This window comes from Monashia sp. NPDC004114 (assembly GCF_053603855.1).
In genome coordinates this window covers 38,602-57,415 of sequence record NZ_JBSGGK010000018.1, presented here as the reverse complement: position 1 = coordinate 57,415, position 18,814 = coordinate 38,602, and the positions used below count along the sequence as shown (strand labels likewise).

Sequence of the window (18,814 nt, the reverse complement as noted above, 5' to 3'; positions counted from 1 at the left end):
GGATCGACACCGCCAGGGCTCTGGCACAGCACCACAACTCACAGCGCACCACCTTCACACCCGCTCACATAGGAGTCAGCGTGTCTGCATCACTTCCTCGCACCACCAAGCGCGTCGCCGTCGCGGCGTTCGCCATGAGCGCCGCGCTCGTTGCAGCCGGCTGCACCAGCAACGACCCGGCCACCACCCCGGCGGCCTCGACCCAGCAGGCGGGTAGCAACGCCGCGAGCGACAACGACGCTCCCGGCAAGAAGGTCGTCATCGGCTTCTCGGGCCCCGCGGCCGACCACGGCTGGCTCGGTGCCATCAACAGCGCCGCCCAGGCCGAGGCCAAGAAGTACCCGGACGTGGAGCTCAAGGTCGCCGAGGGCACCAACGACGCCTCGCTGCAGATCAGCCAGATCGAGACCTTCATCAACGACAAGGTCGACGCGATCGTGCTCCTGCCCACCGACGGCGCTGCCCTGACGGAGGTCGCTACGAAGGCGATGGACGCCGGCATCCCCGTCGTCAACGTCGACCGGGAGTTCTCGAGCCCGTTCGCGGCCCGCGCCACGATCCTCGGCGACAACTACGGCATGGGCGTGTCCGCCGGCACGTACGCCTGCAAGCTCGTCAAGGACAAGAACCTCAGCAACCCGGTCATCGCCGAGATCGCCGGCATCGACGCGCTGCCCCTGACGCAAGACCGCAGCAAGGGCTTCGCCGACGCGCTCAAGGCCTGCGGCCAGACCGTCGACAACCGCGTCGCAGCCGAGTTCACCGTCGAGTCCGGTGAGAAGCAGGCGTCCAACCTGCTCCAGGCCGCTCCGAAGATCGACATCCTCTGGAACCACGACGACGACCAGGGTGTCGGCGTCATGGCCGCCCTCGACCAGGCCAACCGCCACGAGATGGCCTTCATCGGTGGTGCCGGCTCGGCCAACGCGATGCGCTGGATCAAGGACGGCAAGATGGAGGCGACGGTCCTCTACCCGCCGACCCAGGCGGCCGACGGCATCAAGCTCGCCCGACTGATCGCCCAGGACAAGGGCATCAGCGACCTCGTCCAGGTCGAGGTCCCGCGTCGAATCGTCCTCAACGCACCGGTCGTGACCAAGGAGAACGTCGACCAGTACCTGCCGCTCGGCTTCGAGTCGTGACAGTGGGCGCCCGCCCCGGCACTCCGGCGGGGCGGGCGCCACACACGGCCTACAAGCACGAGCAGCTCGTGGCGGTGACGAAGCAGGGGTCGCCGCCGACCACCACCTACGTCGGATGTGAGGACGTCATGACCACTGCCAGCAAGCCTGCCCTCGGGGTCGGGATGATCGGTTACGCCTTCATGGGGCGTGCCCATTCACAGGCCTGGCGCAATGCCCTCAGCTACTTCGACACGCCGGTCGCCCCGCGGCTCGTCGCCGTCGCCGGACGCAACGAAGCGGCAGCGAGCGAGACGGCATACCGCTTCGGCTGGGAAGGTGTCGAGACCGACTGGAGGCGGCTGCTCGAGCGGGACGACATCGACATCATCGACATCTGCACCCCAGGCGACACCCACGCCGAGATCGCAGTGGCTGCCCTGGAGGCCGGCAAGCACGTCCTCTGCGAGAAGCCGCTCGCCAACTCCGTCGCGGAGGCCGAGACCATGGTCCGGGCGGCGGAAGCCGCACGGGCCCAGGGGGTTCGGTCGATGGTCGGCTTCACCTACCGGCGCATCCCGGCGATCGCCTACGCCCGGACCTTGGTGGCGGAGGGACGTCTCGGCCGGATCCACCACGTGCGCGGCCAGTACCTCCAGGACTGGCTCACCGACCCCTCGTCGCCGCTCACCTGGCGCCTCCAGAAGGAGCGCGCCGGCTCCGGAGCGCTCGGGGACATCGGCGCGCACATCGTCGACCTGGCGCAGTACGTGACCGGCGAGGAGCTCACCGGGGTGTCGGCCCTGACCGAGACGTTCGTGCGCGAGCGGCCGGTCGCCGACCCAGATGCCGCCGCCAGCAGCGGCGGCGGAATCAGCGGCACCGCCTCGGCCAACGGATCCGCCCAGCTGGGTCCGGTGACCGTGGACGACGCGGCCGTCTTCGTGTCGCGGATGGCTGGCGGGGCCCTGGCGACGTTCGAGGCGACCCGGTTCGCCACCGGACGCAAGAACGCGATTCGCCTGGAGATCAATGGAACTCGAGGATCGCTGGCCTTTGACTTCGAGGACATGAACGTGCTTCACGTCTTCGACGCGCAGGTCGACGCGAAGGACGCCGGTTTCACCCGGGTCCTCGTCACCGAGGCGTCCCACCCCTACGTCGCCGCGTGGTGGCCGCCCGGACACGTGCTCGGCTACGAGCACGGCTTCACCCACCAGGCGGTGGACTTCCTCACCGCCATCGCCGAGGGCGCCGACCCTCGGCCGTCCTTCTCCGACGGGCTCCAGGTGCAGCGGATCCTGTCGGCGGTCGAGTCGAGCGCGGAGCGGTCGGGGTCCTGGACCCCGGTCGAGCTTGGCCGCGTCTCGTCGCCGGCCCTGTCCTGAACTGCGGAGGATGCGGCCTCGCTTTGTCCTGAAAGGAGATTCGGCTCCACCCCGCAAGTCCTGTCTCTGTCACGCTGAAGGAGCACGCACACCATGCACGACAACGACGTCAACCCGCTGAAGCTCGCCAAGGGCCTCGGTCTCAACCGGCGCCAGTTCATGGCCGCCTCGACGGGCATGGCCGCGGCAGTGGCCATCGCCGGCGCGAGCGCGACCAGCGCCGCGGCAGCCCCGGGCACCGGCAGCGGAGTCCTCGTCCCGCCCGGCAAGCGCGGGATCATCCTCTACACCGTCCGCGACGCCGTCTCGCGCGACCCCGGCACCTCGCCCTACGCGTCCGGCTTCAAGGCGGTCTTCGAGGAGCTCGGCCGGATCGGGTACAAGCAGGTGGAGTTCGCCGGCTACGGCCAGCACGCCAACGCCCCCGGTGGCAACGTCAACAACGTCGCCGGCGCCCAGCTGCTGCGCACCTGGCTCGACGACAACGGGCTCGAGGCCGAGGGCAACCACGGCAGCATCCCGTCGTCGATCACCGACGCGACCCTCGCGTCGTTCGACGCCGCCTGCGAGATCGCGAACATCCTCGGTATGCAGCACATCGGCACGGGCAGCGACCCGACCAGCTCGGCCTACCAGGCGGACTGGGACCTGGCCGCCGCGCGCTGGGACATCCTCGGCGAGCGGGCCCGCGTCAAGCACGGCCTCAAGCTCTACACGCACAACCATGACGTTGCGTACAGCTTCCTGCTCGACAGCGGGCCGCTGGACGCACTGGGCCGGCCGACCCGCTCGTCCGGCATCCGTCGTCTCGAGTACTTCCTGGCCAACACGAACCCGGACAACGTCTACCTCGAGATGGACATCTACTGGGCGCACGTCGCGCAGTTCAAGCACAAGTCCTACACCGCGGCCGACGGCTCGACGGTCGAGGCGATCTTCAACCCGCTCGGCGTGGTCCAGGCCCAGCCGATCCGGTTCCCGCTGTTCCACGCCAAGGACGGCAAGTCGGTTCCGACCTCGGCCAACGGCTACGACTTCGTCCCGTTCGGCACCGGCGTCATCGACTACACGGCCTTCCTCAGCCAGACGGGGGCCAAGGGCTACCACAACCCGATGTACGAGCAGGACAACGCCCCCGGCGGCACCGTCAACCCCAACCAGTCGCTGGAGTACGCCGCCCTCAGCTACGCCAACATGGCGGCCCTGCGCGGCTGACGTCGCGACCCGGCGTTACGCAGAAGGCGCCCTCCCGCCACACGCCGGCGGGACGGCATACGTCGAAGTAAACGCCGACCCCCGGGGAGTGCATGTGCCGTTGCAGCGGCGCGCTCCCCGGGGGGCGGCTCGCCCGTCTCTGTCAAGAAGGACGTATCGATGAATGCTACAAGTCGTACCCGAGGTCGGAGGGCTGTTGCGGCAACTGCCGCCGCCGTCCTCGCCCTGACCACGCTGGGCAGCGTCATGGCTCAGCCCGCCCTCGCCCATGACGGCGTCGACCACGGTGCCGAGGCCGGCGCCGAGGCGGCGCTCGACTGGTCGAACTACGAGAAGGTCACGCTCACCAAGGACACCGGTGAGCCGATCGACCTCGCTGTGCTGCCCGACCTGCGGGTCCTGCACACCGCGCGCAACGGCGACATCCGCCTCACCGACCCCGACTCGGGCGTCACCAAGGTGATCAACACCATCCCGGTGTACAACAACTCGGAGGACGGCCTCCAGACGATCACCATCGACCCCGACTTCGCCACGAACAAGTGGGTCTACCTCTACTACGCGCCCCGCACCATGACGGCGCCGTACGTGGCCACGACCCCCACCGGTTCGGCCCCGAACTCGCTCCCGGCCGGGCAGGACCTGTCGTACTGGGACCAGTGGAAGGGCTACAACCAGCTGACCCGAGTCAAGTGGGACGACGCCACGAGCAAGCTCGACCTGTCGACGGAGCAGGTCATCATCAAGGTCGAGACGAACCGCGGCCAGTGCTGTCACGTCGCCGGTGACGTCGACTTCGACGCCGACGGCAACCTGTACCTCTCGACCGGCGACAACACGCCCGCGAGCACCCCGGGCGCCGCCGGCATGGCTCCGAACAACGACGCGCCGGGCATGAACCCCGGGTTCGACTCGCGACGCGGCGCCGGCAACACGAACGACCTCCGCGGCAAGATCCTGCGGATCAAGGTCCAGGGCGACGGCAGCTACACCATCCCGCCGGGCAACCTGTTCACGCCCGGCACCGCCAAGACCCGGCCCGAGATCTTCGTCATGGGCGTGCGCAACCCGTACCGTATGGACGTCGACGCGGCGACCAACTCGGTCACGTGGGGCGACTACGGCCCCGACGCCGGCGCCCCGGACCCGCAGCGTGGCCCGATGGGCTACGTGGAGTGGATGACGACGGCGATCGACCGTCCGATGAACGGCGGCTGGCCGTACTGCCACGGCCCGAACGCCAACTACAACCAGTGGGACTACGCGACCTCGACCCCGGGACCGTGGTTCGACTGCAACGCCGGCGCGCAGAACAACTCCCGCTGGAACACCGGCCTGGCGACCGTCCCGCCAGCGACGACCGCGACGCTCTACTACGGCGACAACAACACGCACCAGCCGTGGCCCGAGCTGACCGACTTCGACCCGCAGGGCGGCCAGGGCCCCATGGGCGGACCGGTCTACCACTACGACGCGGCAAACCCGTCGACGACGAAGTTCCCGCAGTACTGGGACCGCAAGGCCTTCTTCGCCGAGTTCTCGCAGGACTACCTCGCGGCCTTCACCGTGCAGTGGCCCAACGGACCTGTCGACCACATCCAGCAGTTCCTGCCGAACCGCGACCTCGAGACGAACGGGCAGCCGATCACCGATAGCCCGATCGACATCGAGTTCGGTCCGGACGGGTCGCTCTACGTCCTCGACTACGGTGACGGCTTCTTCCGGGCCAACCCGGACGCCGGCCTGTACCGGATCGACTACTCGCCGGGCAACAAGGCGCCGAAGGCGGCCATCTCGGCCAACCCGGTCAGCAGCAGCAACGCACCGCTGACCGTCACCTTCGACGCCTCGGGATCATCCGACCCCGAGCACGGCGCACTGACGTACGACTGGGACTTCGACGGCAACGGCACGTTCGACGCGTCCGGTGTCACGGCGACCCACACGTACACCGAGCTCGGCAAGTTCACCCCTCGTCTGCGCGTCACCGACCCGCAGGGTCGCAGGGCTCTGACAAGCACGTCGATCAGCGTCGGCAACGTCGCACCGACGGTGAACCTCTCGACGCCCAACGGCGGGTTCTTCGACTGGGGTCAGGCCGTGCCGTTCACCATCACGACCACCGACCCTGAGGACGGCAACGCCACGGTCTGCTCGCGCGTTTCCTGGACGTTCGGTCTCGGGCACGACGCGCATGCTCACCCGCTGAGCCAGGGCACCGGATGCCAGTTCGCGATCCCGACCCCGGCGGACGCGACCGAGCACGGCGTGACCGAGAACATCTTCGGTGTCGTGGTCATCACGTACACGGACGGCGGCCACGCCGGTGTCCCGCCCGCGACCACGACCGAGTCGCTGATCCTCAACCCGAAGAAGCAGGAGGCCGAGTGGGCCGATGCTTCTCAGGGCGTCGAGATCGTCAACGACAGCACGGCCAGCGGTCTGCGCAAGGTCACCTCGCTCGACGCGGGTGACTGGCTGGCCTGGGACCCGACGAACCTTGCCAACCTCGACGCGGTCAAGGTCCGTGGCGCAGGCACGGGCACCATTGCGCTGCGGTGGAACTCGCCGAGCGCCGCGCCGTTCGCGCAGGTGGCGGTCTCCGGATCCGGCTGGACCGAGTCGCAGACGCCACTCGCGAACAAGCCCTCCGGCACCGGTCGCCTGTACGTCACCTCGACCGGCGGTGTGGACCTCGACGCGCTGACCTTCGTCGGTAGCGGCGTCGCGGACGTCACGCCGCCGACCGTCTCGGCGACGCTCAGCCCGGCCAACCCCAACGGCCAGAACGGCTGGTACACGAGCAACGTCTCGGTGACGGTCAACGCGACCGACAACGGCACGGTCTCGTCTCGTCAGCGTTCCACCGACGGTGGCACGACGTGGGTGAACGCCAACACCGCGCTGACGGTGTCGGCAGAGGGCTCGACGACGGTGCTGTTCCGGGCTACGGACAACGGGGGCAACGTCTCGCCGGTCGGGTCGGTGACGATCAAGATCGACAAGACGCAGCCGACGCTCGCGGTCTCGGGTGTCACCGACGGCGCCACCGTCGGCAACTCCGGTGACGTGACGTGGGCGGCAGGGGACGCGACGAGCGGGGTCGGCACGGTCACCGCCGCCGTGGACGGCTCGGCCGTCCCGGGTGACCAGCCGCTCGAGCTGTGGCGGCTCCCGCTGGGTGCCCACACTCTCGTGGTCACGACCACGGACAAGGCCGGTCTGACCCGGACGGTGACGACGACGTTCACGACGTCGACCTCGCTGTCCGAGCTGACCGCGGTGACGGAGCGGCTCGCCCGGGCCGGTCTCGTCACGAAGGCTGGCGAGCCGCTGCTCGAGAAGCGCCTCGAGCAGGCCGCCAAGCACGCGAGTGTCGGTCGCAACGCGGCCGCCATCTCGCAGCTGCAGGAGTACGTCGAGCTGGCGAAGTCGTCGGCCAACGTCTCCGACCAGGCGGCCTCCGCTGCGCTGCAGCGGGACGCCGACGCGGTGATCGCCTCCCTGAGGTGACCGCGGGTGGCCCGGCGGCGAGCACCCATCCCTCGCCGCCGGGCCGCCACCCCAATCGACTTTTGGCACAACGGCATTCGCACGACAGCGTTCCGAACCACGACGACGAAGGAGCAGGCAGATGAGCGACGCACGGACGGGACTGTGGCTGGTTGGAGCGCGTGGCTCCGTGGCGACCACGGTGACCACGGGGCTGGCGCTCATCACCGCCGGCGGCGCCGCGCGGGAAGGCCTGGTGACCGAGCAGGCGGAGCTGGCAGCAGCCGGCCTCGTGGCCCTCGACCACATCGTCGTCGGCGGACACGACGTGGCAGAGGTGCCGCTCGTGAAGCGGGCGGCGCTGCTCGCCGACGCGGGGGTGGTGCCGCATGGCGCGCTCGCCCTCGCGCACGACGAGCTCGAGCGCGCCGATGCCCGCGTCCGCGCCGGCTACCGCCTGGGGGAGGAGGGGCAGGGGGCAGCCGTCCGCCGGCTCGCCGATGACATCGCCGCGTTCCGCGACACCGAGGCGCTCGCGCGCGTCGTCGTCGTCAACGTGTCGTCGACCGAGCCGGTGGCGGTCCCGTCGCCTGCGCACGAGTCGCTTGCCCAGCTCGAAAGAGCCTGGGCCGCAGGCGAGTCGCCGTTGCCACCCAGTGCTGTGTATGCCGCTGCGGCCTTCCTTGCCGGGGCCGCGTTCGTCGACTTCACGCCGTCGACCGGTGCCCGGCTTCCGGCCGTGCGCGAGCTGGCCGAGCGTGAGGGCCTGCCGTGGGGCGGGAGTGACGGGAAGACGGGCGAGACGCTCGTGAAGTCGGTGCTGGCACCGATGTTCGCGACCAGGTCGCTGGCGGTCCGGTCGTGGGCCGGGACGAACCTGCTCGGCGGTGGCGACGGCGCAACCCTGGCCGACCCTGAGGCACAGCAGAGCAAGGCGATCAGCAAGGCCCGCGGGCTCGAGGCGATGCTCGGCTACCCGGTCGAGGGCCCGGTCCACATCGACAACATCACCGATCTCGGGGACTGGAAGACCGCGTGGGACCACGTGACCTTCGCCGGCTTCCTCGGCACGCGCATGTCGATGCAGTTCACCTGGCAGGGCTGTGACTCCAGCCTCGCCGCCCCTCTCGTGATCGACCTGGCGCGTCTGGCCGACCTGGCCCTCCGGCGCAGCGAGGTCGGCCCCCTGACCGCGCTCGGCTTCTTCTTCAAGGACCCGGTCGACTCCGGAGAGCACCGGCTGTTCGAGCAGCATCGCGCCCTGACCCAGTGGGCGACGTCATCGTGACCCGGCTTCGAGACCTCGTCGAGCTGGTCCGCGCCCCGGCGGCACTGACCGTGCCGGGGGACACGCTCGCGGGCGCGGCGAGCGCCGGGTGGCCGAGCGCGACCCGGACCGCACTGCTGCCCGTCGCCTCGACCTGCCTGTACTGGGCGGGCATGGCGCTCAACGACTTCGCCGACCGGCATACCGACTCGGTCGAGCGGCCGGAGCGGCCGATCCCGTCGGGCCGCGTGAGCGCCCGGACCGCTCTGGCAGTGGCGAGCGGGCTGACCGCGGCCGGCGTCGCCGTGGCGGCAGCGGGTGGCGGCCGGCGTGCCGCGGCGGTCGCGGGCGTGCTCGCCTCGGCGGTGTGGGCGTACGACCTCACGCCGAAGCAGGGGCCGCTCAGTGTCGCCACGATGGCCTCGACCCGCGGGCTGGACGTCCTGCTGGGCGCGAGCGCCGGTGGGCTGCCCGCACTTCGACGGGCGGCGGTGCCCGCCTCGCTCGTTGCGCTGCACACGGCCAGCGTCACCGCCCTGAGCCGAGGTGAGGTGCGCGGCGGTTCGGCCGATGTCGCCGGCGCGTGCGCGGCGGTCACCGCCGTCGTGGCCAGCGCGTCGGCCCTGCGGCCCGGTGCGGGGTCCCGGCTCGGCGGGGTGGTTTCACTCGGGCTGGCCGGGTGGTATGCCGTCGGCGTCCTCCGTGCCCAGCTGGCCGCGGTGCGCAGCCCCGACGCGCAGACGGTCCGCAGCGCCACGGGCGTCGGCATCCGGGCCCTCGTGCCGCTGCAGGGTGCCGCGATCGCGTCGGCCGGCAACCACGGTCTGGCGATCGGCCTGGCTGCATCGGCACCGGTGGGCCGCCTGGCGATGAAGGCGGTGTCGGCGACGTGAGCCTGCGCTTCGGGTACGGCCTCAACGGCTTCACCGACCATCGTCTCGAGGACGCGGTGGCGCTGCTCGCCGACCTGGGTTACGACGGCGTGGCGCTGACGCTCGACCACGCCCACCTCGACCCGTTCGCGCCCGACCTGGCAGGGCGGACGGCTCACGTGGCGCGCCTACTCGACAGGCACGGCCTGGCGGTGGTCGTCGAGACCGGGGCGCGATACGTCCTGGACCCGCGCCGCAAGCACTCGCCGACCCTGGTGTCCGACGAGGGACGGGATCGACGGATCGACCTGTTGGAAAAGGCGATTCGCATCGCTGCCGAGCTCGGCTCGCCCGCTGTCTCGTTCTGGAGCGGCATCGCGCCCGACGGCGCGACACCGGAGGCCTGCTGGTCACGGCTCGAGGCGGGCGTCTCGCGACTGCTCCCCATCGCGGACGCGCACGGCGTCGACCTGGCCCTGGAGCCGGAGCCTGGGATGCACGTCGAGCGGATCGCCGATGTCGAAGAGCTGCGCCGCCGGCTCGGGTCGCCCGACCGCCTGAGGCTGACCATCGATGTCGGGCACCTTCGGTGCACCGAGGAGGACGACCCGGCGGCGTGCGTCGTGGGTGCGGGCCAGCTCATCGCGAACGTGCAGATCGACGACATGCGGCGAGGCGTCCATGAGCATCTCCCGTTCGGCGAGGGCGAGGTCGATGTCACGGCGGTCCTCGGAGCGCTGCTCGACGTCGAGTTCCCGGGGCTCGTGGCGGTCGAGCTCCCTCGCCACTCGCACGCGGCCCCCGCCCTGGCCGCCCAGAGCATCGACATCCTGCGTGCCGCTGAGGAGCAGGCGGCCACGACCCGACCGTTCCGACTCCAGGAGGTGCCCGGATGAGCGACATCGACGCAGCCATCGCGGAGGTCGCCACTCGACCTGAGGCGATCGAGCGTCACTTCCCCGCAGCCGCACGGCGGGCTGCACGGGAGGGTCGCGACGGCGACGACACGCGAATGGCCATGCTGCTCGCACTGAACGGACCCCGCGACGAGGTGCTCGGCCTGGCCGAGCGACTGTACTGGCAGGGAGACACATCTGAACGCCTCGCCGTCCTGCGGGCTCTGCACCCGCTCGACGGCGCGGACCGCCCCAACGCCATCGGCGACGGGGCCCTGCCCCTCGTGCGAGATGCCCTGCGCACCAACGACTCTCGTCTCATCGCAGCCGCCATGGGCCAGTATGCCGCTCGGCACCTGGACACGGCCGCGTGGCGACAGGCGGTGCTGAAGTTCCTCTTCGTGGGGATCCCCATCGACCAGGTGGCCGGCCTCGACACGCGTGCCGACGCCGAGCTCGGCCGCATGGTCGCCGACTATGTCGCGGAGCGACAGGCCGCCGGTCGGACGGTGCCGTCGGACGCCCTCGCGATCCTCGACCTCGTCGAGCACACGTCATCCGTCATGCCCGCCCGAGCCGAATGAGGAGCACCATGCGCATCTTCGACCCGCACATCCACATGACCTCACGCACGACCGACGACTACCAGCGGATGTATGCCGCCGGCGTCCGTGCCGTCGTCGAGCCGTCCTTCTGGCTCGGGCAGCCACGCACCAACGTCGGCTCCTTCTGCGACTACTTCGACTCGCTGCTCGGCTGGGAGCCGTTCCGGGCGGCGCAGTACGGCATCGCGCACCACGCCACGATCGGGCTGAACCCCAAGGAGGCCAACGACCCTCGTTGTCGCGAGGTGCTCGCGGTCCTGCCGCGCTACCTCGTCAAGGACCGCGTGGTCGCGGTCGGCGAGCTCGGCTACGACAGCATGACCCCCGAGGAGGACGACGTCTTCGCGGCCCAGCTGGAGCTCGCGGCCGAGCACGAGCTGCCGGCCCTCGTGCACACCCCGCACCGCGACAAGCTCGAGGGCACGAAGCGCACGCTCTCCGTGGTCGCGGAGTCGTCGCTGGACCCGGGAGCCGTGCTGGTCGACCACCTCAACGAGGTCACCGTGAGCATCGTGGCCGAGTCCGGATGCTGGATGGGGTTCTCGGTGTATCCGGACACGAAGATGGACGAGGCGCGGATGGTCGAGATCCTGCGGCGGTTCGGCACCGAGCGCATGCTCGTGAACTCCGCTGCAGACTGGGGCAACAGTGACCCGCTGAAGACCCGGCGAACGGCCGACGCGATGCTCGCGGCCGGCTTCATCGCGGATGACGTGGACACGGTGCTGTGGCGGAACCCGGTCGAGTTCTACGGCCGCAGCGGGCGGCTCGAGATCGGCGAGCAGGCCGACCCTGAGGAGACCGGTTCGGGCCAGACCCGTCCGGCCGAGCCCGAGCCGGTCGCGGCCGGTGCGACGTTCCTCGGCAACTCGGTGCTGCGCGGAGCGAGGGAGTGAACCATGCGCCTGCGTCACTCCGACGGCCAGCTCGTCCACGTCGCCTACTGCACCAACGTCCACGGGGGTGAGGACCTCGACACGATCATCGGCCAGCTCGACCGGTTCGCCCTGCCGGTCCGCCAGCACCTCGGGGCGAGCGTGCTCGGGGTCGGACTGTGGCTCAGCGCCCCGGTCGCCCGAGAGCTCGCCCACGACCCGCGGCTGACCAGCAGGCTGCGGCGCGAGCTCGACGTCCGCGGGCTCGAGGTCGTGACCCTGAACGGCTTCCCTTACAAGGGCTTCCAGGAGCCGGTCGTCAAGCACAAGGTCTACCACCCGGACTGGACAGAGCCGGCCAGGCTTGCCTACACGGTCGACCTCTCAGAGGTCCTGGCGCGGCTGCTTCCGGACGACGCTGCACGAGGGAGCATCTCGACCCTGCCGCTGGGGTGGCGCCATCCCTGGTTCGGTGATCGGCAGGTCCTCGCCGCCGAGCAGTTCGACCAGCTCGCCGACCACCTGCACGCGCTCCGGTCGCGCACCGGACGCGAGATCCGCGTCGGCATCGAACCCGAGCCCGGGTGCGTCGTCGAGACCACCGACGACCTGCTGGAGCGGACCGTGGGCTGGGACGACGAGGCGCTCGGGGTCTGTCTCGACCTCTGCCACCTCGCCGTCGGGTTCGAGCGCGCCGGAGAGGTCGTGCCGCGGCTCGACGCGGCCGGGCGTTCCGTCGTCAAGGCCCAGGTATCGGCCGCGCTGCACGTGGCGGACCCCGGCGACCCGGCCACGCGAGAGGCCCTGGCCGCCTTCGACGAGGAGCGGTTCCTGCACCAGGTGCGGTCCCGCGGCGAGAGCGGCCAGATCCGCGCCCGCGACGACCTCGGGGACGCGCTCGGAGGGCGGCGCCCCCTCGATCCGGCGCCGGGCGGCGTGGACCGCCCGTGGCGCGTCCACTTCCACGTGCCGCTCGACCACGAGCCCGAGCCACCGCTCGCCTCGACGACCGCAGACCTGCGCGAGTCCCTCGACGTCCTCCTCGGCGGCGATGTCGCCGTGACCGACCATCTCGAGGTCGAGACGTACACCTGGACCGTGGTGCCGGAGGCCGCGCGGCCGGCCGATGACGCGGGACTCGCACGCAGCATCGCCGGCGAGCTCGCCTGGCTTCGTGACACCCTCATCGACCTCGGCCTCAAGGAGCCCGCATGACACTCGACCCCGCCCACCCCACGAAGGTCCTCGTGCTCGATGTCGTCGGCCTCACCCCTCGCGCGCTGAGAGACATGCCACGGCTGCGCCGGGTCGCCGCCAGCGGCTGGCAGTCGACGCTCGGCACCGTGCTCCCGGCCGTGACCTGCTCGGTGCAGTCCACGTTCCTCACCGGCCGGGCGCCCGCCGACCATGGCGCGGTCGGCAACGGCTGGTACTTCCGCGATCTCGGCGAGGTCTTCCTGTGGCGCCAGCACAACGCGCTGGTCGAGGGCGAGAAGGTGTGGCACGCGCTGCGGCGGGCTCGTCCGGGAGCGCGGGTCGCGAACGTGTGCTGGTGGTACGCCATGGGCGCCGACACCGACAGCGTGGTCACGCCCAGGCCGATCTACCACGCAGACGGCCGCAAGTCGCCTGACTGCTACACGCGACCGGTCGAGCTGCATGACCGGCTCACGGACCGGCTCGGGCCCTTCCCCCTCTTCCACTACTGGGGGCCGACCGCCTCGATCGCCTCGTCGCGCTGGATCGTCGAGGCGACCCGCCTGCTGATGCCCGAGCACGACCTGACCCTCTCCTACGTCCCGCACCTCGACTACGACCTCCAGCGCTTCGGGCCGGAGTCAGCCCAGGCCAGGACGGCGGCAGCCGAGCTCGACGCGACCCTCGCGCCGCTGCTCGACGACGCCGAGCAGCTCGGCGTCTCGGTCCTCGTCGTCAGCGAGTACGGCATCACCGCGGTCGACCAGCCCGTCGACGTCAACCGGGTGCTGCGCCGCGCCGGCCTGCTCGAGGTGCACACGCAGGCAGGCATGGAGTACCTCGACCCCTGGACGTCGCAGGCCTTCGCGGTCGCAGACCACCAGGTCGCGCACGTCTACCTCGAGGACGCAGCACGGCTCGACGAGGTGCGGGCGCTGCTCGCCGCAACCCCAGGGGTGGAGCAGGTGCTCGACCGAGCCGGCCAGGCGGCATACGGCCTCGACCACGAGCGCAGCGGCGACCTCGTGCTCGTGGCTTCCCCGCGTGCCTGGTTCACCTACTACTACTGGCTCGACGACGACCGGGCGCCCGACTTCGCCCGCAGCGTCGAGATCCACCGCAAGCCGGGCTACGACCCCGCCGAGCTGTTCTTCGACCCTGCCGACCGTTCGGCGAAGGCCCGGGCGGGCCTCGGACTCGTGCGAAAGAAGCTCGGGCTGCGCTATGCCATGCGCGTCGTGCCGCTCGACCCGCGCTGGGTCCGCGGGAGCCATGGCCGGCTGCCGGACAACCCGGAGGACGGCCCGGTCGTGCTCGGCTCCGATCGGGGCCTGCGGCGTGAGACCGTGGCCGCAGCGGACGTGCACGACCTCATCCTCGAGGCCGCCGGCGTCGCCGTCGCCAGCACCGCCGCCAGCACCGCCACCACTACAGCCACCACTACTTCCGCCACCACTACCGCCACCACTACCGCCAGCAGTACCGCAGTGCCGGCGACCCGCTGAAGCAGCTCACCAACTCACATCAGCAAGGAGAACTCACGATGGCCCGACCGATCACCCTCTTCACCGGACAGTGGGCTGACCTGCCGTTCGAGGAGATGTGTCGCCTCGCCGGCAAGTGGGGCTACGACGGCCTCGAGATCGCGTGCTGGGGAGACCACTTCGAGGTCGACCGGGCACTGGCCGAGGACGGCTACGTCGAGTCGCGACGCGAGATCCTCGAGAGGCACGGCCTCAAGGTGTGGGCCATCTCCAACCACCTCGTCGGTCAGGCCGTGTGCGACGACCCCATCGACCAGCGCCACCAGGACATCCTCCCCGCGTCGGTGTGGGGCGACGGCGACCCCGAAGGAGTCCGGCAGCGCGCCGCGGTGAGGATGGCCGACACCGCACGGGCGGCGGCGAAGCTCGGTGTCGACACCGTCATCGGCTTCACCGGGTCCGCGGTCTGGAAGTACGTCGCGATGTTCCCACCGGTCTCCGACGAGGTCATCCAGCAGGGGTATGCCGACTTCGCCCGACGCTGGAACCCGATCCTCGACGTGTTCGACGAGGTGGGTGTCCGCTTCGCCCACGAGGTGCACCCGAGCGAGATCGCGTACGACTACTGGACCACCCACGCCGCCCTGGAGGCGGTCGGCCACCGGCCGGCCTTCGGCCTCAACTGGGACCCGAGCCACATGGTGTGGCAGGACCTCGACCCGGCTGCTTTCATCTGGGACTTCAAGGACCGCATCTACCACGTCGACTGCAAGGACGCCCGCAAGCGAGTCGGCAACGGCCGCAACGGCCGCCTCTCGTCGCACCTGCCGTGGGGCGACCCGCGCCGCGGCTGGGACTTCGTGTCCACCGGCCATGGTGACGTGCCGTGGGAGGACTGCTTCCGCACCCTCAACGCGATCGGCTACGACGGCCCGATCTCGATCGAGTGGGAGGACGCCGGCATGGACCGCCTCGTCGGGGCACCCGAGGCGCTGGAGTACGTCCGCCGGCTGAACTTCGAGCCGCCGTCCGCCTCCTTCGACGCGGCCTTCAGCAGCAACCGGGACTGACGCCTCGGCCCGTGGCAGCGGTTCAGCGGCGCCGCAGCACTGCGGCGCCGCTGAACCCCAGCACGACCAGGCACCCCCAACCGGCGTGCGGGTCTACCGTCAGGGCATGGGACTCGTCCAGATCGCGCAACGCGCACAGGACCTCGGTCGCGCCTCGGCCTTCTACGCCGACCTCCTCGGCGCTGCGCCGCTCGCCACCTTCGACCCGCCGGGCCTGGTCTTCTTCGACCTCGACGGCGTGCGGCTCCTGCTCGACATCGGCGCGCCCTCGGCACTGATCTACCTGCGTGTCGACGACATCGACGCCACGCTCGGGCGGCTGCGGGACGCCGGCGTGCACGTCGAGAGCGAGCCGCACGTCATCTTCGGCCACGAGGACGACACCCTCGGCCCAGCGGGCACCGACGAGTGGATGGCCTTCGTCAAGGACTCGGAGGGCAACCTCGTCGGGCTCGTGGAGCATCGTCCGCGGCCCTGACGCGGTGCACCACGACCGCGCCGCCCCTCCGGCAACACACCCGGTAACCGCCACCTCACCGCAGTTGCAGCTCGGGTCGGCTTGCGACTACCGGGCGTGTTGCTGACATTGGTGGGGTAGCGAGTGTCGATCTGCGGCCGACCCGTTCGTGTAGGAGGTGGCCACACTCCAACCCGAGCCAGGAAGGACACGACGATGAAGACGTACCTCATCACCCTCTACTCGCCCCCCGGACCGCCTCCCGAGGACCTCGACCTCAGCCAGGTCATGGCCGACCTCGAGGTCGTCAACAACGACATCCGCTCAGCGGGCGGCTGGGTCTTCGCCGGCGGCCTGGCCGACACCGGCTCGGCCACGGTGATCCGTAAGCCGGACGCCGTCTCCGATGCGATGCTCACCGACGGGCCCTTCATCGAGGCCAAGGAGCACCTCGGCGGGCTCAGCATCGTGCGCGCCGAGGACTACGACGTCGCTCTGGGCTGGGCCGAGCGCATCGCCGGGGCGACCGGCCTGCCCGTCGAGATCCGGCCGTTCCAGGACGACGGGGACTCGGGCCAGGCTCCGACGGCCGAGTGACCGCTCCATGAGCGCATCCGTGACCAGCGTGGACATCGCGCGCGTGTTCCGCGAGGAGCATGGCCGCGCGGTGTCCGTGCTGATCCGGACCCTCGGGGACATCGACCTGGCCGAGGATGCGGTGCAGGACGCGTTCACCGTGGCGGTCGAGCGCTGGCCCGTCGAGGGTATGCCGCCGAGTCCCGCGGGCTGGATCATCACGACCGCTCGCAACCGGGCCATCGACCGACTGCGCCGGGAAGCGAGCCGGGACGCACGGCATACGGAGGCGGCGGCGCTGTACACGCCGGACGAACCGCGGGAGGAGGGACCGGTGAAGGACGAACGGCTCCGTCTGGTCTTCACCTGCTGCCACCCAGCGCTGTCGCGCGAGGCGCAGGTGGCTCTGACCCTGCGCCTGCTCGGCGGACTGACCACGCCCGAGATCGCGCACGCGTTCCTGGTGCCCGAGCAGACCATGGCGCAGCGAATCGTGCGCGCCAAGAAGAAGATCCGGGACGCCGGCATCCCATACCGGGTGCCGCGAGACGCCGACCTGCCGGCGCGGCTGGCAGCGGTGCTCGCCGTCATCTACCTCGTGTTCACCGAGGGTCACACGGCGTCCTCGGGCGACGACCTGGGCCGACCCGACCTCGCCGCCGAGGCGGTCCGGCTGGGCCGGGTGCTCGTCGAGCTCATGCCGGACGAGCCGGAGGCGGCCGGGCTGCTGGCGCTGATGCTCCTGACCGAGGCGCGTCGTCCTGCCCGAGCGGACGCCGCCGGAGTGCTCGTGGTCCTCGGCGACCAGGATCGCACCCTGTGGGACGCCGAACTGGTGGCGGAGGGGCACGAGTTGGTGCGAAAGTGCCTGCGCCGCAACGCTCCCGGGCCGTACCAGATCCAAGCGGCGATCAACGCCGTGCACACGGACGCGGCAGACGCCTCGGCGACGGACTGGGTCCAGGTGCTGGCGTTGTACGACCAGCTGGTCCGGGTCTTGCCGACGGACGTCGTGCGCCTCAACCGAGCCGTCGCCGTCGCCGAGGTGCACGGTCCGGACCTGGCGCTGGCAGAGATCGACGGGCTGGACCTCGACGGCTACGTCCCGTGGCACGTCGTTCGCGCCGACCTGCTCCAGCGGCTCGGCCGCAACGCCGCGGCAGGCGATGCCTTCGAGCGCGCGATCACGTTGTCCGCCAACGCAGCCGAGCAGCAGTATCTGCGAGGGCGGCTGCTCGCCCTGCGCGGCTGAGCTCCCTGTTTGGCAGGCCTCCGGGATGTCTGATCCGGATGCCGTCACCAGACACATCGGCGCTCGATACATTGCCTGCATGACGACCCTTCCGGCCGCCGTGCCGCACGATCTCGCGGCACCCTGGGGCGGACGCAGCCGAACGATCGACCTCGGCATCCCGGTCCACTACGCGGACTTCGGCGGGCCCGAGGACGGGCCTCCCCTCCTGCTCGTGCACGGGCTCGGCGGCTCCCACCTCAACTGGGTCCAGATCGCCCCCGCGCTCGCCGAGCGGCACCGGGTCGTCGCCCTCGACCTCGCCGGTTTCGGCCTGACCCCGGGCACCCTGCGGTCGTCGAGCGTCCAGGCCAACGCCGACCTGCTGGCGCGCTTCGTCGACGCCGTCATCGGGCGGCCCGTGGTCCTCGTCGGCAACTCGATGGGCGGGATGATCTCGCTCTTGCTCGCGGCCAAGAGCCCCGAGCGCGTGGCGGCCCTCGTGCTCATCGACCCCTCCCTGCCGATCCCGCGCCAGCGCCCCGACACCCAGGTCGCACTGACGTTCGGGCTGTATGCCGTGCCGTGGGTCGGGGAGCGGTTCGTCTCCCGTTTCGAGGCGCGCTACACGGACCGCGAGCGGGTGCTCGGCATGGTCGCCCTCTGCTTCGCCGACCGGAGCCGGGCGGATGCCGGGGTCGTCGACGCCGGAGTGCAGCTCACGGCATACCGGCGCGAGGTCCCCGACAGCGAGGTGCAGTTCCTCGGCGCGGCCCGGTCGCTGCTGGCGGTGCTGCGCCGGCCACGTCGCTATGACGAGCTCATCGCCAGCGTCAGCGCACCCGTGCTGCTCGTGCACGGCGAGATGGACCGTCTCGTGCCTGTCACGGCCGCCCGCCGGACCGCGACGCTCAACCCGTCCTGGCACACGGCATTCCTCGCGGGTGTCGGCCACACGCCGCAGCTCGAGGTGCCCGACCGGGTCCTCGAGCTGCTCGAGCCCTGGCTGGAGGCAGCCGTCGGCTGACTGCGCCACCGCACGCACCCCGTGCGGCGTGCGGTCGGCGA

General features: G+C 70.8%; 16 protein-coding genes. All 16 read left to right on the top strand.

The genetic code is table 11. The features are described from left to right. The first annotated feature begins 80 nt into the window (after nt 1–80). Nucleotides 81–1,142, top strand: a complete 1,062-nt coding sequence (locus tag ACWEOW_RS20050; RefSeq protein ID WP_452271006.1) for a substrate-binding domain-containing protein — start codon at nt 81–83, stop codon at nt 1,140–1,142. A 128-nt stretch (nt 1,143–1,270) separates the two neighbouring features. After that, nucleotides 1,271–2,509 (top strand): Gfo/Idh/MocA family protein, encoded by a 1,239-nt coding sequence (locus ACWEOW_RS20045; RefSeq protein WP_452271054.1) that lies wholly within the window; start codon nt 1,271–1,273, stop codon nt 2,507–2,509. 93 nt (nt 2,510–2,602) lie between these two features. Continuing rightward, a complete protein-coding gene (locus tag ACWEOW_RS20040) occupies nt 2,603–3,724 on the top strand; it encodes a sugar phosphate isomerase/epimerase family protein (protein WP_452271005.1) in 1,122 nt (373 codons plus the stop codon). Nucleotides 3,725–3,970: 246 nt separating this feature from the next. Then, nucleotides 3,971–7,237, top strand: a complete 3,267-nt coding sequence (locus ACWEOW_RS20035; RefSeq protein WP_452271004.1) for a PQQ-dependent sugar dehydrogenase — start codon at nt 3,971–3,973, stop codon at nt 7,235–7,237. Between the two features lie 121 nt (nt 7,238–7,358). After that, nucleotides 7,359–8,504, top strand: a complete 1,146-nt coding sequence (locus ACWEOW_RS20030; RefSeq protein ID WP_452271003.1) for an inositol-3-phosphate synthase — start codon at nt 7,359–7,361, stop codon at nt 8,502–8,504. Beyond that, nucleotides 8,486–9,376 (top strand): SCO3242 family prenyltransferase, encoded by an 891-nt coding sequence (locus ACWEOW_RS20025; protein WP_452271002.1) that lies wholly within the window; start codon nt 8,486–8,488, stop codon nt 9,374–9,376. Before ACWEOW_RS20030 ends, ACWEOW_RS20025 begins: the two co-directional genes overlap by 19 nt. Beyond that, a complete protein-coding gene (locus tag ACWEOW_RS20020) occupies nt 9,373–10,251 on the top strand; it encodes a sugar phosphate isomerase/epimerase family protein (RefSeq protein ID WP_452271001.1) in 879 nt (292 codons plus the stop codon). Before ACWEOW_RS20025 ends, ACWEOW_RS20020 begins: the two co-directional genes overlap by 4 nt. Further along, a complete protein-coding gene (locus tag ACWEOW_RS20015) occupies nt 10,248–10,835 on the top strand; it encodes an EboA domain-containing protein (protein ID WP_452271000.1) in 588 nt (195 codons plus the stop codon). Before ACWEOW_RS20020 ends, ACWEOW_RS20015 begins: the two co-directional genes overlap by 4 nt. A gap of 8 nt (nt 10,836–10,843) precedes the next feature. Further along, a complete protein-coding gene (locus ACWEOW_RS20010; RefSeq protein WP_452270999.1) occupies nt 10,844–11,752 on the top strand; it encodes a TatD family hydrolase in 909 nt (302 codons plus the stop codon). 3 nt (nt 11,753–11,755) lie between these two features. Then, complete coding sequence (gene eboE / locus ACWEOW_RS20005) at nt 11,756–12,946, top strand: metabolite traffic protein EboE (RefSeq protein ID WP_452270998.1); 1,191 nt, start codon at nt 11,756–11,758, stop codon at nt 12,944–12,946. Continuing rightward, complete coding sequence (locus ACWEOW_RS20000) at nt 12,943–14,433, top strand: alkaline phosphatase family protein (RefSeq protein ID WP_452270997.1); 1,491 nt, start codon at nt 12,943–12,945, stop codon at nt 14,431–14,433. The genes eboE and ACWEOW_RS20000 overlap by 4 nt, the downstream gene beginning before the upstream one ends. Nucleotides 14,434–14,471: 38 nt before the next feature. Continuing rightward, entirely contained in the window at nt 14,472–15,482 is a 1,011-nt protein-coding gene (locus ACWEOW_RS19995; protein ID WP_452270996.1) for a sugar phosphate isomerase/epimerase family protein, read from the top strand. A 106-nt stretch (nt 15,483–15,588) separates the two neighbouring features. After that, a complete protein-coding gene (locus ACWEOW_RS19990; protein ID WP_452270995.1) occupies nt 15,589–15,960 on the top strand; it encodes a VOC family protein in 372 nt (123 codons plus the stop codon). 195 nt (nt 15,961–16,155) lie between these two features. Further along, nucleotides 16,156–16,536 carry a YciI family protein gene (locus ACWEOW_RS19985; protein WP_452270994.1) on the top strand — a complete coding sequence of 127 codons (381 nt, stop codon included), beginning with the start codon at nt 16,156–16,158 and terminating at the stop codon, nt 16,534–16,536. A 7-nt stretch (nt 16,537–16,543) separates the two neighbouring features. Then, the gene (locus ACWEOW_RS19980; RefSeq protein ID WP_452270993.1) at nt 16,544–17,767 is read left to right on the top strand and encodes an RNA polymerase sigma factor; all 1,224 of its coding nucleotides are present in this window, start codon (nt 16,544–16,546) and stop codon (nt 17,765–17,767) included. Between the two features lie 79 nt (nt 17,768–17,846). After that, nucleotides 17,847–18,773: an alpha/beta fold hydrolase gene (locus tag ACWEOW_RS19975; RefSeq protein WP_452270992.1), complete on the top strand. Its 927-nt coding sequence runs from the start codon at nt 17,847–17,849 to the stop codon at nt 18,771–18,773. Nucleotides 18,774–18,814 lie beyond the last annotated feature (41 nt).

Coding starts and splice junctions, on each gene's coding strand:
- ACWEOW_RS19995 (WP_452270996.1), top strand. CDS start 14,472: ATGGCCCGACCGATCACCCTCTTCACCGGACAGTGGGCTGACCTGCCG.
- ACWEOW_RS20030 (WP_452271003.1), top strand. CDS start 7,359: ATGAGCGACGCACGGACGGGACTGTGGCTGGTTGGAGCGCGTGGCTCC.
- ACWEOW_RS20040 (WP_452271005.1), top strand. CDS start 2,603: ATGCACGACAACGACGTCAACCCGCTGAAGCTCGCCAAGGGCCTCGGT.
- ACWEOW_RS20010 (WP_452270999.1), top strand. CDS start 10,844: ATGCGCATCTTCGACCCGCACATCCACATGACCTCACGCACGACCGAC.
- ACWEOW_RS19990 (WP_452270995.1), top strand. CDS start 15,589: ATGGGACTCGTCCAGATCGCGCAACGCGCACAGGACCTCGGTCGCGCC.
- ACWEOW_RS19975 (WP_452270992.1), top strand. CDS start 17,847: ATGACGACCCTTCCGGCCGCCGTGCCGCACGATCTCGCGGCACCCTGG.
- ACWEOW_RS20045 (WP_452271054.1), top strand. CDS start 1,271: ATGACCACTGCCAGCAAGCCTGCCCTCGGGGTCGGGATGATCGGTTAC.
- ACWEOW_RS20015 (WP_452271000.1), top strand. CDS start 10,248: ATGAGCGACATCGACGCAGCCATCGCGGAGGTCGCCACTCGACCTGAG.
- ACWEOW_RS20000 (WP_452270997.1), top strand. CDS start 12,943: ATGACACTCGACCCCGCCCACCCCACGAAGGTCCTCGTGCTCGATGTC.
- ACWEOW_RS19980 (WP_452270993.1), top strand. CDS start 16,544: ATGAGCGCATCCGTGACCAGCGTGGACATCGCGCGCGTGTTCCGCGAG.
- ACWEOW_RS20035 (WP_452271004.1), top strand. CDS start 3,971: ATGGCTCAGCCCGCCCTCGCCCATGACGGCGTCGACCACGGTGCCGAG.
- ACWEOW_RS19985 (WP_452270994.1), top strand. CDS start 16,156: ATGAAGACGTACCTCATCACCCTCTACTCGCCCCCCGGACCGCCTCCC.
- eboE (WP_452270998.1), top strand. CDS start 11,756: ATGCGCCTGCGTCACTCCGACGGCCAGCTCGTCCACGTCGCCTACTGC.